Origin of the sequence: Pseudomonas sp. WC1 (assembly GCF_050586565.1) — a bacterium.
In the GTDB taxonomy this organism is placed as follows: domain Bacteria; phylum Pseudomonadota; class Gammaproteobacteria; order Pseudomonadales; family Pseudomonadaceae; genus Aquipseudomonas.
This window is the reverse complement of sequence record NZ_JBOBDQ010000085.1, coordinates 1-16,282: the sequence shown is the minus strand read 5'-3', so window position 1 is coordinate 16,282 and position 16,282 is coordinate 1. Positions and strand designations below refer to the sequence as shown.

11 protein-coding genes are annotated in these 16,282 nt (G+C 65.7%); 6 read left to right on the top strand and 5 right to left on the bottom strand.

Features of this window, described 5'->3' with window-relative positions:
* Positions 1-7: 7 nt before the first annotated feature.
* From ACQ4OD_RS25045 to ACQ4OD_RS25035, 3 genes are read right to left on the bottom strand one after another with little or no spacing between them, the layout of a single operon-like run.
* Positions 8-148, bottom strand: a complete 141-nt coding sequence (locus ACQ4OD_RS25045) for a DUF2474 domain-containing protein (protein ID WP_102684551.1) — start codon at positions 146-148, stop codon at positions 8-10.
* A gap of 12 nt (positions 149-160) precedes the next feature.
* Positions 161-1,168 (bottom strand): cytochrome d ubiquinol oxidase subunit II, encoded by a 1,008-nt coding sequence (gene cydB, locus ACQ4OD_RS25040; protein ID WP_258599426.1) that lies wholly within the window; start codon positions 1,166-1,168, stop codon positions 161-163.
* 1 nt (position 1,169) lies between these two features.
* The gene (locus tag ACQ4OD_RS25035) at positions 1,170-2,606 is read right to left on the bottom strand and encodes a cytochrome ubiquinol oxidase subunit I (RefSeq protein WP_110704083.1); all 1,437 of its coding nucleotides are present in this window, start codon (positions 2,604-2,606) and stop codon (positions 1,170-1,172) included.
* A gap of 341 nt (positions 2,607-2,947) precedes the next feature.
* Between ACQ4OD_RS25035 and ACQ4OD_RS25030 the strand changes: the two genes are divergently transcribed.
* From ACQ4OD_RS25030 to ACQ4OD_RS25010, 5 genes are all read left to right on the top strand, one after another.
* A complete protein-coding gene (locus ACQ4OD_RS25030; RefSeq protein ID WP_046857215.1) occupies positions 2,948-4,168 on the top strand; it encodes an MFS transporter in 1,221 nt (406 codons plus the stop codon).
* 341 nt (positions 4,169-4,509) lie between these two features.
* Positions 4,510-5,805 carry an NCS2 family permease gene (locus tag ACQ4OD_RS25025; protein ID WP_038707321.1) on the top strand — a complete coding sequence of 432 codons (1,296 nt, stop codon included), beginning with the start codon at positions 4,510-4,512 and terminating at the stop codon, positions 5,803-5,805.
* Entirely contained in the window at positions 5,802-6,887 is a 1,086-nt protein-coding gene (gene trmA, locus ACQ4OD_RS25020; protein ID WP_430945122.1) for a tRNA (uridine(54)-C5)-methyltransferase TrmA, read from the top strand. The genes ACQ4OD_RS25025 and trmA overlap by 4 nt, the downstream gene beginning before the upstream one ends.
* Before the next feature lie 58 nt (positions 6,888-6,945).
* Positions 6,946-7,851 (top strand): LysR family transcriptional regulator, encoded by a 906-nt coding sequence (locus ACQ4OD_RS25015; RefSeq protein ID WP_430945121.1) that lies wholly within the window; start codon positions 6,946-6,948, stop codon positions 7,849-7,851.
* Between the two features lie 102 nt (positions 7,852-7,953).
* Complete coding sequence (locus ACQ4OD_RS25010; RefSeq protein WP_198755500.1) at positions 7,954-8,391, top strand: cupin domain-containing protein; 438 nt, start codon at positions 7,954-7,956, stop codon at positions 8,389-8,391.
* A gap of 15 nt (positions 8,392-8,406) precedes the next feature.
* Here ACQ4OD_RS25010 and pbpC read toward each other — a convergent pair whose 3' ends face one another.
* Positions 8,407-10,755, bottom strand: coding sequence for a peptidoglycan glycosyltransferase PbpC (pbpC, locus tag ACQ4OD_RS25005; protein WP_430945120.1), 2,349 nt, complete (start codon positions 10,753-10,755; stop codon positions 8,407-8,409).
* A gap of 68 nt (positions 10,756-10,823) precedes the next feature.
* Here pbpC and ACQ4OD_RS25000 point away from each other — a divergent pair, with 68 nt between their 5' ends.
* On the top strand, positions 10,824-11,117 hold the full coding sequence (locus tag ACQ4OD_RS25000) for a hypothetical protein (RefSeq protein WP_023631497.1): 294 nt from the start codon (positions 10,824-10,826) through the stop codon (positions 11,115-11,117).
* 92 nt (positions 11,118-11,209) lie between these two features.
* Here the strand turns inward: ACQ4OD_RS25000 and ACQ4OD_RS24995 are convergent, their stop codons facing one another.
* Complete coding sequence (locus ACQ4OD_RS24995; RefSeq protein ID WP_430945119.1) at positions 11,210-16,114, bottom strand: alpha-2-macroglobulin; 4,905 nt, start codon at positions 16,112-16,114, stop codon at positions 11,210-11,212.
* Positions 16,115-16,282 lie beyond the last annotated feature (168 nt).

Below are 16,282 nucleotides of genomic sequence, written 5' to 3'. Positions count from 1 at the left end.
CAATGGCTCAGTGAGTACTCAGGCCTGCCGCGCTCATGAACATGCGCATGCCATAAGCCACCACCCCAAGCGCTGCCACGCTCACCCCCCAGATCAGCACCAGCCAACCCAGGCGTTGCCACAGCGGTTTCTTCTCTTCGACATTCATCACCCGGCGCTCCTAGTGATAGCCGTCTTCATGGGTCACCTTGCCGCGGAACACGTAGTAGCTCCAATAGGTGTACCCGAGGATGAACGGCAGGATGAACAGCGTGCCCACCAGCATGAAGCCCTGGCTCTGTGGCGGCGCCGCGGCCTCCCAGATGCTGATCGACGGCGGGATGATGTTCGGCCACAAGCTGATGCCCAACCCACTGTAGCCAAGGAAGATCAGCACCAGCGTCAGCAGGAACGGGGTGTAGTGGGCGTTACGCGCCACCGCCCGCAGCAACCCGTAGAAGGTCACCAGCACCAGAATCGGCACCGGCATGAACCAGATCAGGTTGGGCATGCTGAACCAGCGCTCGGCGATTTGCGGGTAGGCGATCGGCGTCCACAGGCTGACGATACCGATGACCACCAGCAGCACCAGCGCCAGGGGGCGGGCCATGTCATGCATTTTTTGCTGCAAGGGCCCTTCGGTCTTCATGATCAACCAGGTGCAGCCCAGCAGCGTGTAGGCGACGATCAGGCCCAGGCCCGAAAACACGGTGAACGGGGTCAGCCAATCCAGGGTGCCGCCGGTGAATTTACGGTCGACCACCTTGAAGCCTTCGATGAACGCGCCCAGCGCCACCCCCTGGAAGAAAGTCGCCACCAGTGAGCCCCAGATGAAGGCCTTGTCCCAGATATGACGCCTGTGGGCCCTGGCCTTGAAGCGGAACTCGAACGCCACGCCACGGAAGATCAGGCCCACCAGCATCAGGATCAATGGCAGGTACAGTGCCTCGAGCACCACCGAGTAGGCCAGCGGGAAAGCCCCGAACAGCGCTGCCCCGCCCAGCACCAGCCAGGTCTCGTTGCCGTCCCATACCGGGGCGACCGTGTTCATCATCACATCGCGGTCACGCTCATCCTGGACGAAGGGGAAGAGCATGCCGATGCCCAGGTCGAAACCATCCATTACCACATACATCATGACGCCGAAGATGATGATCACGGCCCAGATCAGCGGAAGATCGATACCCATCTCAGTTCCCCTTGCTCAGGCTGCTGGAGTCGGCCTCATGGCCTTCATCGGCGGCGGACAGCGGCCGCGCCGGCGTGCGTTTCTGGCCAGGGCCACCGGGGGTGTGCTCATCGCCTTCACCAGTCTTGGGCCCTTTGCGCACCAGGCGCATCATGTAGCCCAGACCGGTGCCGAACAACGCGAAGTAGACCACCACGAACATCACCAGGGTGAACCCCAACTGCGCGTAGCTATGGTTGGACACCCCATCGGCGGTGCGCATCAGCCCGTAGACCACCCACGGCTGGCGGCCGATCTCGGTGGTGAACCAGCCGGCGAGGATCGCAATCAACCCCGACGGGCCCATCCACAGGGTCAGGTAGAGGAACGGCCGCGAGCTGTACAGGGTGCCGCGCTTGCGCAGCCACAGGCTCCACAGGCCGACAAAAATCATCAACATGCCCAAACCGACCATGACTCGGAACGACCAGAACACGATGGTCGAGTTGGGTCGGTCCTCAGGTGGGAACTCCTTCATCGCCGGCACTTGCTTGTCCAGGCTGTGGGTCAGGATCAAGCTGCCCAAGGCTGGGATCTCGACCTTGAAGCGCGTGGTTTCGGCCTGCATGTCGGGAATGCCGAACAGGATCAGCGGCGTCGGTTCACCGGGTTTGTTCTCCCAGTGGCCCTCGATGGCGGCGATCTTCACCGGCTGATGCTTGAGCGTGTTCAAGCCATGGAAGTCGCCGATCACGGCCTGGATCGGCGCCACCACCAGGGCCATCCACATGGCCATCGACAGCATCTTGCGCACCGCCGGATTGTCACGCCCGCGCAGCAGGTGCCAGGCTGCCGAGGCGCCGACGAAGAACGCGGTGGCGACGAAGGCCGCGGTGGCCATGTGCATCAGGCGATAGGGGAAGGACGGGTTGAAGATCACCGCGAACCAGTCCACCGGAATCACCTGGCCATTGACGATCTCGTAGCCCTGGGGGGTCTGCATCCAGCTGTTGGAGGCGAGGATCCAGAAGGTCGACACCAGCGTGCCAAGCGCCACCATGCAGGTGGCGAAGAAGTGCAACCCCCGGCCGACACGGTGCCAGCCGAACAGCATGACGCCGAGGAAACCGGCCTCGAGGAAGAATGCCGTGAGCACCTCGTAGGTCAGCAAGGGGCCGGTGATGGAACCGGCAAAATCGGAGAACTGGCTCCAGTTGGTACCGAACTGGTAGGCCATGACCAGGCCCGAGACCACCCCCATGCCGAAGTTCACGGCGAAGATCTTCGACCAGAAGTGATAGAGGTCACGGTAGGTGTTGTCGCCGGTCTTCAGCCAAAGGCCTTCGAGGACCGCCAGGTAGCTCGCCAGGCCAATGGTGATGGCCGGGAACAGGATGTGAAAGGACACGGTAAAGGCAAACTGGATTCGGGCGAGCTCTAGGGCTTCCAATCCGAACATGGTGCTTCCTCTTCAGGTAATCCGGCGACCGGGCTCATGGCCTGTCGCCCACTGCCCCCACGGGTATCGAGTGCGGCGCGTTGGAATTGTTCTGTTCGATCGCGGGGATTCCGGCCCAAGGGCCAAGATCGTTGCATCTGGAACGATTGATCCAGATCAACGACTGAATGGAAGCATAGTCCTGAATGACCCATCCGGATGTGTGGTTGATTGCCGCGTGACCCGTTGCCTCACCCTCTTTTGCGAAGTCGCGATGGTTGATCCACGCGACTTTCAGCAACTATTTGTTACAAACAGATGTTACCCTGCAGGCCCCTCTATCTCGAGGCTGCAGCCCCCCGATGTCCGATTCCGCCCCGCAATTGCTGCGTCATCACCGCCCGTTCCTGGCCTTCTGGCTGGCCCGCGTATTCACCGCCAGCGGCTTCCAGATGCTCACCGTGGCCATTGGCTGGCATCTCTACCAACTGACCGGAAATGTCCTCGACCTGGGCCTGGTCGGACTGGTCGAGTTCGCGCCCCGGGTGCTGTTCATGCTGCATACCGGCCATGTCGCCGACCGCTACGACCGACGCAAGGTGGCCGCCCTGTGCCAGACCCTGCAGGCGCTGATCGCCCTGGCGCTGGCCCTGGGCAGCGTCACCGACAACGTCAGCCGCGAGCTGATCTTCATCCTGGCCTTCCTGCTCGGCGCCACCCGTTCGTTCGAGATGCCGGCGACCCAGGCGCTGCTACCCAACGTGGTACCGCCAGGGCTGTTCCCACGGGCCGTGGCGGCGTCGGCGTCGGCCACCCAGTCGGCGACCATCGTCGCCCCGGCGGTCGGCGGCTTTCTCTACGCCTTCGGCAGTACCTGGGTGTACGGCCCGACCGTGGCCCTCTACCTCATCGCCTGCCTGCTGACCCTGAGCCTCGACGCGCGCCAGCAACTGCCCCAGCGCGGTCGGGCCAACCTGGAATCGTTGCTGGCCGGGGTGCGCTTCATCCGCAGCCGCCCGGACATCTTCGGCGCCATCTCCCTGGACCTGTTCGCCGTGCTACTGGGCGGCGCCACCGCGCTGCTGCCAGTGTTCGCCAAGGACATCCTGCTCACCGGCGCCTGGGGCCTGGGCCTGCTACGCTCGGCGCCGGCGGTGGGCGCGCTGCTGATGTCGCTGTGGCTGGCGCGCTTCCCGGTGGAGCGCAAGGTAGGCCTGATCATGTTCGCCTCGGTCGGCGTGTTCGGGGTGGCGACCATCGCCTTCGGCCTATCGACCTCGTTCTGGTTCTCCCTGGCGGTGCTGGTGGTGCTCGGCGCAGCGGACATGATCAGCATGGTCATCCGCGGCGCCTTCGTGCAGTTGGAGACGCCAGACGAGATGCGCGGCCGGGTAAGCGCGGTGAACGGGCTGTTCATCGGTGCCTCGAACCAGCTCGGCGAGTTCGAGTCGGGGCTGACCGCGCACTGGTTTGGCACAGTCCCGGCGGTGGTGCTCGGCGGCGTGGGCACGCTGCTGGTGACCGGGGTATGGATGAAGCTGTTCCCTACGTTGACCCATCGCGACCGTATGCATAACGGTTGATCGACCTGCTGGCACCCAGAGATTAGGCAATCTCGCGCGGGGGCAGCATGCTGGTTTGTCCTGCACCGGCCTCTCGCCGGCAAGCCGGCTCCCACACCGACCGTGCCGCCTTCAAGCCAAGCGCCATCCCTGTGGGAGCTGGCTTGCCAGCGATGAGGCCAGTGCAGGAAGACGACACCGTTGCCCGATTGCCTTCCCCAATGGCCATAGGCCCCCGCCATCCTTGCTGGTATGATGCGCGGCTTTTTTCCACCCCGCACAAAACCACGGCACCCGGTACGGTCTGTGCTTTGCTGTTGGGGTCGATACATTCACGGCGCGAGGGCGCCCGGGGAGCAGGCATGCTGGAAAGGCTGTTTCAACTAAAAGCACACAACACCAACGTGCGCACCGAGATTCTCGCGGGCGTCACCACCTTCCTGGCCATGGCCTACATCCTGTTCGTCAACCCGAGCATCCTCGGCGAGACCGGCATGGACAAGGGCGCGCTTTTCGTCGCCACCTGCCTGGCTGCGGCCATCGGCTCGGTGACCATGGGCATCATCGCCAACTACCCGATCGCCCTGGCACCGGGCATGGGCCTGAACGCCTTCTTCACCTACACCGTGGTCCTGCACATGGGCCATACCTGGCAAGTGGCGCTGGGGGCGGTGTTTCTCTCCGCGGTGCTGTTCTTCCTGCTGTCGATCTTCCGCATCCGCGAATGGATCGTGAACAGCATCCCGCTGCCGCTGCGCTCGGCCATTGCCGCCGGCATCGGCCTGTTTCTGGCGCTGATCGCCCTGCATAACGCCGGCATCGTCGTCGATAACCCAGCCACTCTGGTAGGCCTGGGCGATCTCAGCAAGCCCGCGCCGATTCTCGCCACCCTGGGCTTCTTCCTGATCGTCGCCCTCGAATCGCTGAAGGTTCGCGGCGCCGTGCTGATCGGTATCCTGGCGGTGACCGTGGCCGCGATCGCGCTGGGCGTCACGCCGTTCGGCGGGGTGGTCTCGATGCCGCCGTCGCTGGCCCCGACCTTCCTGCAACTGGACATCGCCGGCGCCCTGGACGTCGGCCTGATCAGCGTGATTTTCGCCTTCCTGTTCGTCGACCTGTTCGACAACTCCGGCACCCTGATCGGTGTGGCCAAGCGCGCCGGCCTGATGGGCAAGGACGGCCACATGCCGAAGATGGGCCGCGCCCTGATCGCCGACAGCACCGCCGCCATGGCCGGTTCGCTGCTGGGCACCTCCACCACCACCAGCTACATCGAATCGGCGGCGGGCGTGAGTGCCGGCGGACGCACGGGCCTGACCGCCATCGTGGTCGCCATCCTGTTCCTGCTGGCACTGTTCTTCGCCCCGCTGGCCGGCAGCGTGCCGGCCTTCGCCACCGCCCCGGCGCTGCTGTTTGTCGCCGTGCTGATGGCTTCGGGCCTGGCCGAGATCAACTGGGACGACGTTACCGAAGCCGCGCCGGTGGTGGTGACCGCCCTGGCCATGCCGCTGACCTACTCGATCGCCAACGGCATCGCCTTCGGCTTCATCGCCTGGACCGCCATCAAGCTGATCTCCGGCCGTCGCCATGACCTGAACCCGGCACTGGTGATCCTGTCCATTCTGTTCGTCATCAAGCTGGGTTGGTTCCCCGCATGAGTGCCGCCTACGATCCCGCGCAATACGACACGCAACTGGCGGCCAAGGCCGCCCGCCTGCGCGAACTGCTGGCGCCCTTCGACGCGCCGGAGCCGGCCGTATTCGACTCGCCGCGCGGGCACTACCGCCTGCGCGCCGAGTTCCGCCTGTGGCGCGAAGGCGGCCAACGCCACTATGCGATGTTCGCCCCGGGCGAGAAGCACAAGGCCATCCTGATCGACGACTTCCCGATCGCCAGCGAGCGCATCAATGCGTTGATGCCGCGTCTGAAAGCCGCCTGGCAGGCCAATGAAGACCTCGACAACCGGCTGTTCCAGGTGGAGTTCCTCACCACCCTGGCCGGTGATGCGATGATCACCCTGTGCTACCACCGCCCGCTGGACGAGGCCTGGGAGGCCGCCGCGCAGCAGTTGGCCGCAGATCTCGGTGTCAGCGTGGTAGGCCGTTCGAAAGGCAAGCGCGTGGTGATCGGCCGCGACTACGCGGTGGAGAAGCTCGACATCGCCGGGCGCGCCTTCAGCTATCGCCAACCCGAAGGCGCCTTCACCCAACCCAACGGCGCGGTGAACCAGAAGATGCTCGGGTGGGCCTTCGAGGCCATGGGCGAACGCCAGGACGACCTGCTCGAGCTGTATTGCGGCAACGGCAACTTCACCTTGCCGCTGGCCACCCGCGCCCGCCAGGTGCTGGCCACCGAGATCAGCAAGACCTCGGTCAACGCCGCCCTGCACAACCTCGACGAGAACGGCGTGAACAACGTGCGCCTGGTGCGTCTGTCGGCCGAAGAGCTGACACAGGCCCTGAACGAGGTCCGCCCGTTCCGCCGCCTGGAAGGCATCGACTTGAAGAGCTACGACTTCGGCACGGTGTTCGTCGACCCGCCGCGTGCCGGCATGGACCCGGACACCTGTGAGCTGACCCGTCGCTTCGAGCGCATCCTGTACATCTCCTGCAACCCGGAAACCCTGGCGCAGAACATCGCCCAGCTGCACGATACCCACCGTATCGAACGCTGCGCGCTGTTCGACCAGTTCCCCTACACCCACCATATGGAAAGCGGGGTGCTGCTGGTTCGGCGCTGACCCGCGACAACGCGGGGCCACCAGGGCCCCGCCGTTCGCTGCAAGGAGTGATGTGCCATTGGACCAGTTGAGCGCCATGCAGACCTTCCGCCGGGTCGTCGACCTCGGCAGCTTCAGCGCCGCCGCCCACCAGGCGGGCGTTTCCCACACCGTGCTGTCGCGCCAGGTGAAGCACCTCGAACGCCATCTCGGCACGCAACTGCTCAACCGCACCACCCGTCGCCTGCAAGTGACCGAAGCCGGCGCGCTGTTCTATCGCCACTGCACGCGGATTCTCGAGCAGATGCAGGCCATGAACCTTGAACTGTCCGAGCATCAACAACAGCCCAGCGGCACGCTGCGCCTGGGTGTGGCCACTGCCTTTGGCGAGCTGGAGCTGGGACACTGGCTGCCGGACTTCGTCGGACGTCACGAGCGATTGCAGGTGGAACTGCATTGCAGCGACCGCTTCATCGACCTGCTGGAAGAAGACATCGATGTCTGCCTGAGGGTCACCGACCACCTGCCCGACTCCAGCCTGGTGGCCCGCAGGCTGGCGGACAGCGAAGTGGTGCTGGTGGCCGCGCCCGATTACCTGGAGCGCCACGGCACGCCGACCACGCCCGACGCCCTGGCTGCCCACCCATTGCTCGGCTACAGCCGCTTGCCGCACCCGCAGCGCCTGCAACTGACCGGCCCCGCCGGCGAGCGCCGGGAACTGCTGATGCCCCAGCGCCTGAGCGCCAATTCGCCGATGGCCCTGCGCGCGGCAGCGATCGGCGGGTTGGGTATTGCCAGCTTCGACCGCTTCATTGCCCACGATGCCTTGCGCGACGGGCGCCTGGTGCCGGTGCTGGCGGACTGGTCGCTGCCCTCGCGCACCTTGTACGCGGTCTACCCGCAGAGCCGCTATGTGGCCCCCAAGGTACGGGCACTGCTCGACTACGTGCAGGGGTACTACGCAGAGCCGAGATGGCGACATTGATTTGTGCTTAGAACGCACAAGACATGGCAAATTTAAGATGTATTTGTGCGCATATTGATCGTTTAACCTTCGTCCATTGTCACTTGGCGAAGGAGCCTCCCCATGAAAGCACTGCACACCCTGTTCGCCGGCCTCTCCCTGGCCGCGATTGCCATCACCGCCAGCGCCGCTGGCGACACCCTGAGCTCGGTCCCTGACAGCTCCTCGCTGAAATGGCAGCAGGTGCCCGGCACCCAAGGCGCTGTCAGCTACGCCAATGTCGAAGGCGACCTCTTCGGCAAGGGGCCGTATTCGGCCTACGTGAAGTTCCGCAAAGGCACCGACAATGGCCTGCATACTCACAGCCAGACCCTGCCGACCGTGGTGTTGAGCGGAACCTTCTATGCGGTGATCGATGGCAAGCGGGTGGAGTACCCGGCAGGCGCCTACTACAAGCTGCCCGCCAACCTCGTGCATGAAAGTGGTTGCACCGCGGCTGCGGATTGCCTGCTGTTCCAGTACCAGGCCAATGCCTTCGACCTGAACCCGGTCAAAGGCTGAGCCTGGGCAACGGGCTCACTCGCTGACCTGGAACTGCACCCGCGCCGTTTCACCGCTTTCATCCAAAGCACTCAACTCGATGCTCCCGGCCTGCTCGAACCTTACCGGCAAGCTGTCCTGCCCTTGGGTCTCGCCCATGGGCTGTCCATTGAGGAACCACCAGCGCCGCCCTGCCCCGCCCAATGCCGACACCAGCAACTGCAACGGCTCGTGGCTGGTGGCCGGGCGGCGCAGGTTGTCGCCACTGCGCACACCGACGATCGACAGCGGTGGCGCGCTGCTCACCACCTGCGGTGGACAGGCGGGGTCAACGGCCGGCAGCCGCGCCGCTCGACGTTCGACCCGGGGCAACCACGGCTCGAGCGGGGCCGGCCACAAGGCAATGTCTTGGGCCTTGGCTCCAGGACACGATGCATCGACACGCAGTCCTTGCTCGTTGAGCCACACCGTCTCGCGCAAGCCCAGGCCCAAAGGCTGGTCGGCGGCCTGCAAGGTCGGTGGCGTGGTGGCGTCGAGGGTCCAGGCGAAGCGCTGGCGACGGCAGTTGGGGTCCTGGCGGTTCATCGGCTGGCCCAACGGCCAGCAGATCGCCGCCACACCGACCGACGCCGGCACCGGCTCGACCGGCACTTCGATACCGCGTTGGCTATCGCGGTTGCTCAACAGGTCATGCACCTGCAGCATCAAAGGGGCCGCCGAGGCCAGGCCGAACTGGCCCGGCACCGGGGTGCCGTCGGGGCGGCCGATCCACACACCGATCAGGTAGCGCGGGCCGACGCCTACCGACCAGGCATCGCGAAAGCCGTAGCTGGTGCCGGTCTTCCAGGCCAATTGCGGGCGCTGCACCAGCTCGGCGTGGGGGTCACGGTCCGGCCGGGCCAGACCGCTGAGAATGCGCCGGGTGATCCAGGCCGAACCCGACGACAGCAAGCGACGCTCCACCAGCGGGTCCTGGGGTTGCAGGCGTACCTGCGCGCTCAGCCCACCACGGGCCAGCGCGGCATAGCCACCGACCAGGTCCTCCAGCCGGCTGCCTGCGCCACCGAGGATCAATGACAGGTTCGGCTCGGCCAGCGGCGGCAGCACCAGCGGCATCCCCCCCATGCGCATCTGCGCGGCAAAACGTTTCGGGCCATAGGCCTCGAGCAGTTGCACCGCCGGCAGGTTCAGCGACAGTGCCAGCGCCGAGCTGGCCGACACCGGGCCGCTGAAGCCCATGGAGAAGTTGCCGGGGCGGTAGTCACCGTAGCGCCGCGGCACATCCTGCAACAGCGATTCGGAGTGGATCAGGCCATCATCCATGGCCATGGCGTAGAGGAACGGCTTAAGGGTCGAACCGGGCGAACGCAGGGCGTGGACCATATCCACGTGACCGAAACGGCGCTCATCGTTCAAGTCGATGGAGCCGAGATACGCGCGCACGGCCATGCTCTGTGTCTCGACCACCAGCAACGCCGCCGAGGTGCGCTCGGGCAGGCGGGCACGCCAGCCCATCAGCAAGTCTTCGAGGCGGCGCTGCAAGGCGGCATCCAGGGTGGTACGGATCAGTGGCGGGCTGTTCGGCGTATTCAGGCGCCGGGCCAGCAGCGGCGCCAGCGCCGGCTCCTGGCGTGGCGCCAGCAACAGCGGCTCTTCACGCGCCTCATCGATGCGCTGGGCTGGCCATACCTGGTACTCGGCCAGGCGCTGCAGCACCTTGTCCCGGGCGCGTTGGGCGCGTTCAGGGTGGCGGTCCGGACGCAGCCGGCTCGGCGCCTGGGGCAGCACGGCGAGCAACGCGGCTTCGGCCGGAGTCAGGTGTTTCGGCGACTTGCCCAGGTACGCCCAACTGGCCGCTGCCACGCCCTGCAAGGTGCCGCCGAACGGTGCCCGGTTGAGGTACAGCTGCAAGATCTCGTCCTTGGACAGGTGCCACTCCAGCTGCGCCGTGCGCCACAGCTGGCGCAGCTTGCCGGGCAAGGTGCGGTCGTGCGGGTCGAGCAGGCGCGCCACCTGCATCGACAAGGTGCTGCCGCCGGACACCACCCGCCCGCCACGCAGGTTGAGCCAGGCAGCCCGGGCCAGGGCCATGGGGTTGACGCCGGGGTGATGATAGAACCAGCGGTCCTCGTAGGCGAGCAGGGCTTCAAGGTACAGCGGCGAGACTTCCTGCGGGCTGACCGGATAGCGCCACACGCCGTCGGCGTCGGCGAAGCGCCACAGCGGTGTGCCGTCCTCGGCCAACACCACCCGCGCCAGGTCGTCGCCTGGCATGGGCAATGGCCAGATACGGTCGGCCAACCACAACAGGGCCATGCCCAGCAGCACGCTGACGGCGACACGCCGCAGCAGCCTGGTCAGGCGCGGGCGCGCTAAGCTTGGCATCGGGAACCGACCGGGCCAGGTGATGGCCAAAGGCTGGAAATCGCCGATTCGTTGATCAGGAAGCGACTATGCATGTAGAAGGTTTTTTCGAATGGCTGGGCCAGGCACTGGGTTCGGTGATCCGGTTCATCGTCGACGGCTTGAGCGGGTTGTTCAACCTGCTGGCCAACGCCGGTGGCAATTTCATCGATGGCCTGGCGCGCACGCTGGGAATGGACACCTCGCTGGTGAGCATCCTGGCGCTTATCGTCGGCCTGATGTTGCTGTACTCGGCGGTCCGCGCATTCATGCGCGCATCGATCATCCTAGGGATCATCTGGGCGTTGCTGGGGCTGTGGGTGTTGAGCTGGGTGGTGCATTGAAAGCAGCTGCAAGCTTGGAGCTACAAGCGACAAATTGAAAGCAGCCTGCGTCGACTGCTTTCTCTTGTAGCTTGCAGCTCACAGCTTGAGGGTCAGCGAGCTCTTACAATCATCTCGCCCTGGCTATCACCTACCGCCTGCAAGTTGGGCCGGTACATCGACTCCACCTGCGGTGGCGGAATGCGGTAGCTGCCCGGCGTCACCGCACGGGCCAGGTACAACAGGTGGGTGGTGCCGTAGCTGTCGAGCTTGAGCGCGGCCACATAGCGATCGTCGCGGTACTCCTGGTGCACCACGCTGGCGTTCTGCATCGACTCGCGCCATTGCTTCACCGCGCTGCTGGCGTTGTCCAGGCTGGCGGCGCTCTGCGCCAGGTTCTGGTTCTCCAGCTCCAGGCCTGCCGGCAACAAATCGACCACCAGGGCGTCGGGCACCTGGTCCTGCGCCTTGAGCGCCAGGTGCACCAGCACCAGGTCACCGCTGCGCAGGTTGCGCACATCCAGCGTCTGGCCATTCATGCCCAGGTATTCGCGACGGATTTCCAGGCCATTGCCGCTGGCGGCCGGCGCCTGGCGCGGGTAGCCGGACAGGGTCAGCTGCTGGTACAGGGTCTCGCCCCCCTGGTTCTGCACGGTCAATGGCGAGGCCAGCAGCGGGCCCTCGAGCTTCATCCCCGAGTCATTGTTGTCGAACTCGCGGACCTCACCGGCGCTGTCCAGGCGGGCCTTCCAGTTGCCTTCCGGCTTGCCCAGCAGGCCACGCCCGGCGAGGAACAGCGCGTTGCGCTCCTGGGTGGAGAGCCAACGGTTGGCGGCCAGCTCGTCGGACAGGCCGAACAGGCGCTGATCGACCTGATTGGCGGCCAGGTTGTTCTCCTGCAGCAGGGCCAGGATCAACGCCTGGTCACGCAGGGCGCTGCCGTAGTCGGCCAGCCAGCCTTTGCCGCGGGTGACCGCCAGGCCCGCCTGCAGCGCCTGCTGCGAACGCTGCTTGTCGCCCATCTTGTCCAGCGCCACCGCCAGTTGCACCAATGGCAAACCGGAGCGGGCGTCAGCGCGGCGCTCGAACAGGCTGCGCAAGGCGCCCAGCGGCGCTTGCTGGCTGCGCGCCAGCACCAGGCCAGCGTAGGCCTGCACGGCGAAGCGGGTGTGGTCGGCGTTCTGGCTGTAGTCGACTTCGATCAGGTTGCGCTCCTGCACATAGCGCAGCAGGCGCTCGCTGGCTTTCTTCAGCGCCTCGGCCGGTACGCCGTAGCCTTGCTCGCGGGCGCGCAGCAGGAAGTCGGTGACGTAGGCGGTCAGCCAGTACTCCTCCTCGCTGTCCGAGCTCCACAGGCCGAAGCTGCCGTTGTAGCGCTGCATGCCCAGCAGGTGCTCGATGCCCATCTCGATCTTGCGCTTGCGCACATCGGCCGGCTCACCCTTGATGCCCAGGCGCTTGAGGCTGTCGGCATCGGCATACAGCGACGGGTACAGGCCACTGGTGGTCTGCTCCAGGCAGCCATACGGGTAGGCTTCCAGGGCGCGGATCTGCTCGGCAAGGTTCAGCGGTGGGCGGCTCGACAGCGCCAGGCTGGCCTCCAGGCCCGCAGGCTCGAACTCGGCCAGGTCGCTGTCGGGCAGGCTCCAGGGCTGGTCCTTGAGGGCTACGCGGTAGTGCTTGAGCATCGCCGGGTAGGCCGGGCGGATACCCAGGGTCCACTCACGCTCGAAGGTATTGGCCGGCTCACCCGGCAGCTGCAGGCCGTTGACCTGCACGCGGACTTTGCCCTGGCCCAGGCCGCCCCGGGCCTGCACCGGGATCATCAGGGTGGTGCGCTGGCCTTCGGCGAGGGTGAAGTTCTGCTGCGCGCCACCGACCAGGCTCAGTTGGCCTTCGCTGGACACCTGCACGCTCAGTTGCTGGTCACGGCCGGAGAGGTTGGCCAGATCCAGCGCCAGGCGGGTCTGGTCGCCACCAGCGAGGAAGCGCGGCGCGGACAGCTCGGCGATCAGCGGCGCGGCGACCACGGTCTTGCCTTCAGCCATGCCGAAGTGTTCCTCGGTCCAGGCCTGGGCCATCAGGCGCAGCTCACCGTTGAAATCGGGAATATCGACGCTGGCCTGGCCCTCGCCTTTTTCATCGAGGGTGACCGGCAGGCTCTGCTGGGCAACGATGGTCACCGTGGTGTTCGGGCGCTTGCCGCCCTTGGCCATGGCGGCGTCACCGCCGAAGGCCAGGCTGGCCAGACGGCCCTGGCCGGCTTCGATCAACTGGCCATAAATGTCCAGCTGGTCGGCGCCGTAGGCCTTGCGGCCGAACAGGCTGGCGAACGGATCGGGGGTCTTGAAGTCGGTGATGTTGAGGATGCCCACGTCCACCGCCGACAACAATACATGCACCTGCTTGGGCACGCTGCCATCGGCGTTGACCGCCTTGACCTTGACGGTCAGCGGTTGCTTGGGCCGCATTTTCTCCGGTGCCTGCAGCGATACGGCCAGCTTGCGCTCGGCGCGGTCCAGCGGCAGGTGCAGCACGCCCACGGCGCGTTTCGGCGTGGCATTGGCCTTGCGCTCACCCGGGCGGATCACCAGGGCGCTGATGTACAGGTCGTGGCGCGCCCACTTCTTGTCCAGTTCGACCTCGAAGGTCTTGCCCTCGGCCGGCACCTCGATTTCCTGCCACCACAGCGGGCCGTCGGCGGACTCGATCATCAGGTAGCCGCTGCCGGCGGCCGGCGGGGTGACGGTGACCTTGGCGGTGCCGCCTTCCTTGTAGGCAGGCTTGTCCAGGGCGATCTTCACCTGGTCGGGACGCACGGCACCGCCCTCGGCGTTGTCCTGGGCGCGGTAGCCGGCCCAGAAGCGGGCGCTGGAGACCAGGCCGGTCTGCGGGTCTTCCACCTCGACGCGGTACGGGCCCCACTCCACCTGGAAGTTCAGCTTGGCGGTGGAGCCTGCCTTCACGCTGACGGTTTCTTCAGCCTGGGTAAGGAATTTCTCGTTGTAGTTGTAGCTCCAGCCATCGCTCTGCGAGTAGTTCCAGTAGTAGTCGCGGCGCTCGCGGATCAGTCGTACCTTCAGGTTGTCGGCGGCCAGCTTCTTGCCGTTGCGGTCAGCCACCAGGAACTCGAATTCTACCGGGCCATCGCCGTCGGTTTCTTCGCCGTCGAACAGGCCGCGCAGGCCCGGCAGGCGCTCGGCAGGCCAGATCGGCTGCTCCAGGCGCCGGGTGATCGGCCGACCACCGGACTCCTGCAGGCTGGCCTGCACGGTCAGTTGCAGCGGTGAGCGGGCTTCAGCCCAGCGGCTTTCGATGTCGATGCGGGCCTTGCCGTTCTGGTCGAGGGTGACTTCGTCCAGTTCCAGGTCCTGGTTCAGGTCGGTCTCGGTGACCGCGCCGAACTGGTAGCCCGGCAGCGCCTTCACCGCTTCACGCAGCGGGCGCACGTACGCCTGGCCACTGAGGCGGTTGCCGGCGGCAGGCGCACCATAAAGGTAACGGCCATTGACCTGGATCGTGGCGTTTTGGTCCGGCGCCAGCGGCGCGGCACTGCCTTTGAGCTCCAGCGCCAGGCGCTCGGGGAGGAAGTCCTCGACAAGGAATTCGTAGACCTGCTTGCGTCCACCGCCCATGTCGAGCAGCAACTGCCAGCGGCCGGTCGGCGCTTCGCTGGCCAGTTGCAGCTGGTACTGGAACAGACCGTTCTGGTCGGCCTCCCAGACGAACTTGCGGCTGACCTGCTCATCGGGGCGGCGTACTTCCACGTTCACCGGCTGGGCCTTGACCGGCTTGCCGTCCTGGTCGCGCAGCAGGCCGTTGAGCAGCACGGTCTCGCCTGGTCGGTACAGGTCGCGCGGGCCAAAGATGAAGAACTGCAGCGGGTTGGCCCGGGGGCCGGCGATGTCGAACTCGGCCAAGTCCAGCGCCGCGGTGTTAAGGCGCAGCAGGGTGGTGTGCACCCCTTGGGTGGCGATCAGCGTATCGGCCTTGGCGGTGATCGGCAGCTGGGCATGGCCGTCGCCGTCGGTCTTGGCCTGGGCCAGCAGCTTGCCCTTGTCGTCGTGCAGCTCGAGGGTGACGTCCTTGAGCGCCTTGCCGCCCTCCAGGGCCTGGGTGAACACGTCCAGGCGGTCGCGATAGCGGTGCGCCGAGACACCGATGTCACTAAGAGTGAACAGAGTCGCTGGCTGCGAGTAGTCATAGGTGCCCGAGGCACGCATGACTGCCAGGTACACGCCAGGCTCCTGCAGCGGCTTGATCCCGGCGATCGGCAAAAGCACGGTTTCGCGGGTATTGCGCGCCGGGTTGAGGTCGAAACGGCCGCTGTAGACCAGCTCGGCCATCTCCAGGGTTTCCTTGGACTGGTAGTAGTAAAGGCTGCTGTTGCGCCCCCAGTTGACCAGGAAGCTCGAGAGCATGTCCGGCTTGATGCGGAAGAACTCGACATCGACCTTGTCGACGTTCAGGGCAATCACCGGCAGGCCTTCGGCCAGGCGCGTGGGCAGCAGCGAACCGCGGCTGGCGAAGCCCACCGTGGCCTGCATGTCGCGGGTCTCGAAGCGGCTGACCGATTCGACCTGCAACTGATTGCCATTGACCGAGAGCAAGCCCTTGTCGATAGTCAGGACCATCTTGCGCTGCGGCTCCAGGTGGCGCAGGCGCAGTTCCATCTGGTTGTCCGAGAGTTCCCAGGCGCCGTCGACCTTGCCCTTGACGGTATCGACCAGGTGCAACTTGCCGGCAAAGTCCTGGTTGGCGTCCAGTGGCGCGGAGACGCTGACCGACAGGGTACTGGCGCCGTCGAGCTGCACTTCCGAGACGTCCAGCACGGTCAGCTCGCGGCCGGCGTAGCGCTTGGCGAGCACTGCCGGATCTTCGCGCTTGGCCGTCCTGGTTTCGACGGGCGCGACGGCAGTGGCGGCATCGGCAGGCGCCGAAGGCTTGTCCGGGGTGGAGGAATCACAGGCACTGAGCAGGGCCAGCGCGCAGGCCAGCAACAATCCTTTGTTGAGCATTTGAGAGAGAACTCTTCGGCAGCGTGTACATGAGGGGGGCAACTATAGCGCAACGGCTCGAAGCTTACCTGGCGATGCGCGGCAAGTGAGACCGTGTTCGCGCCAATAGGTTGCCGGGCCGGTACAATCCGTTCGGCAATCGCGGGGGAAGACCACTCCCCCAAAAGT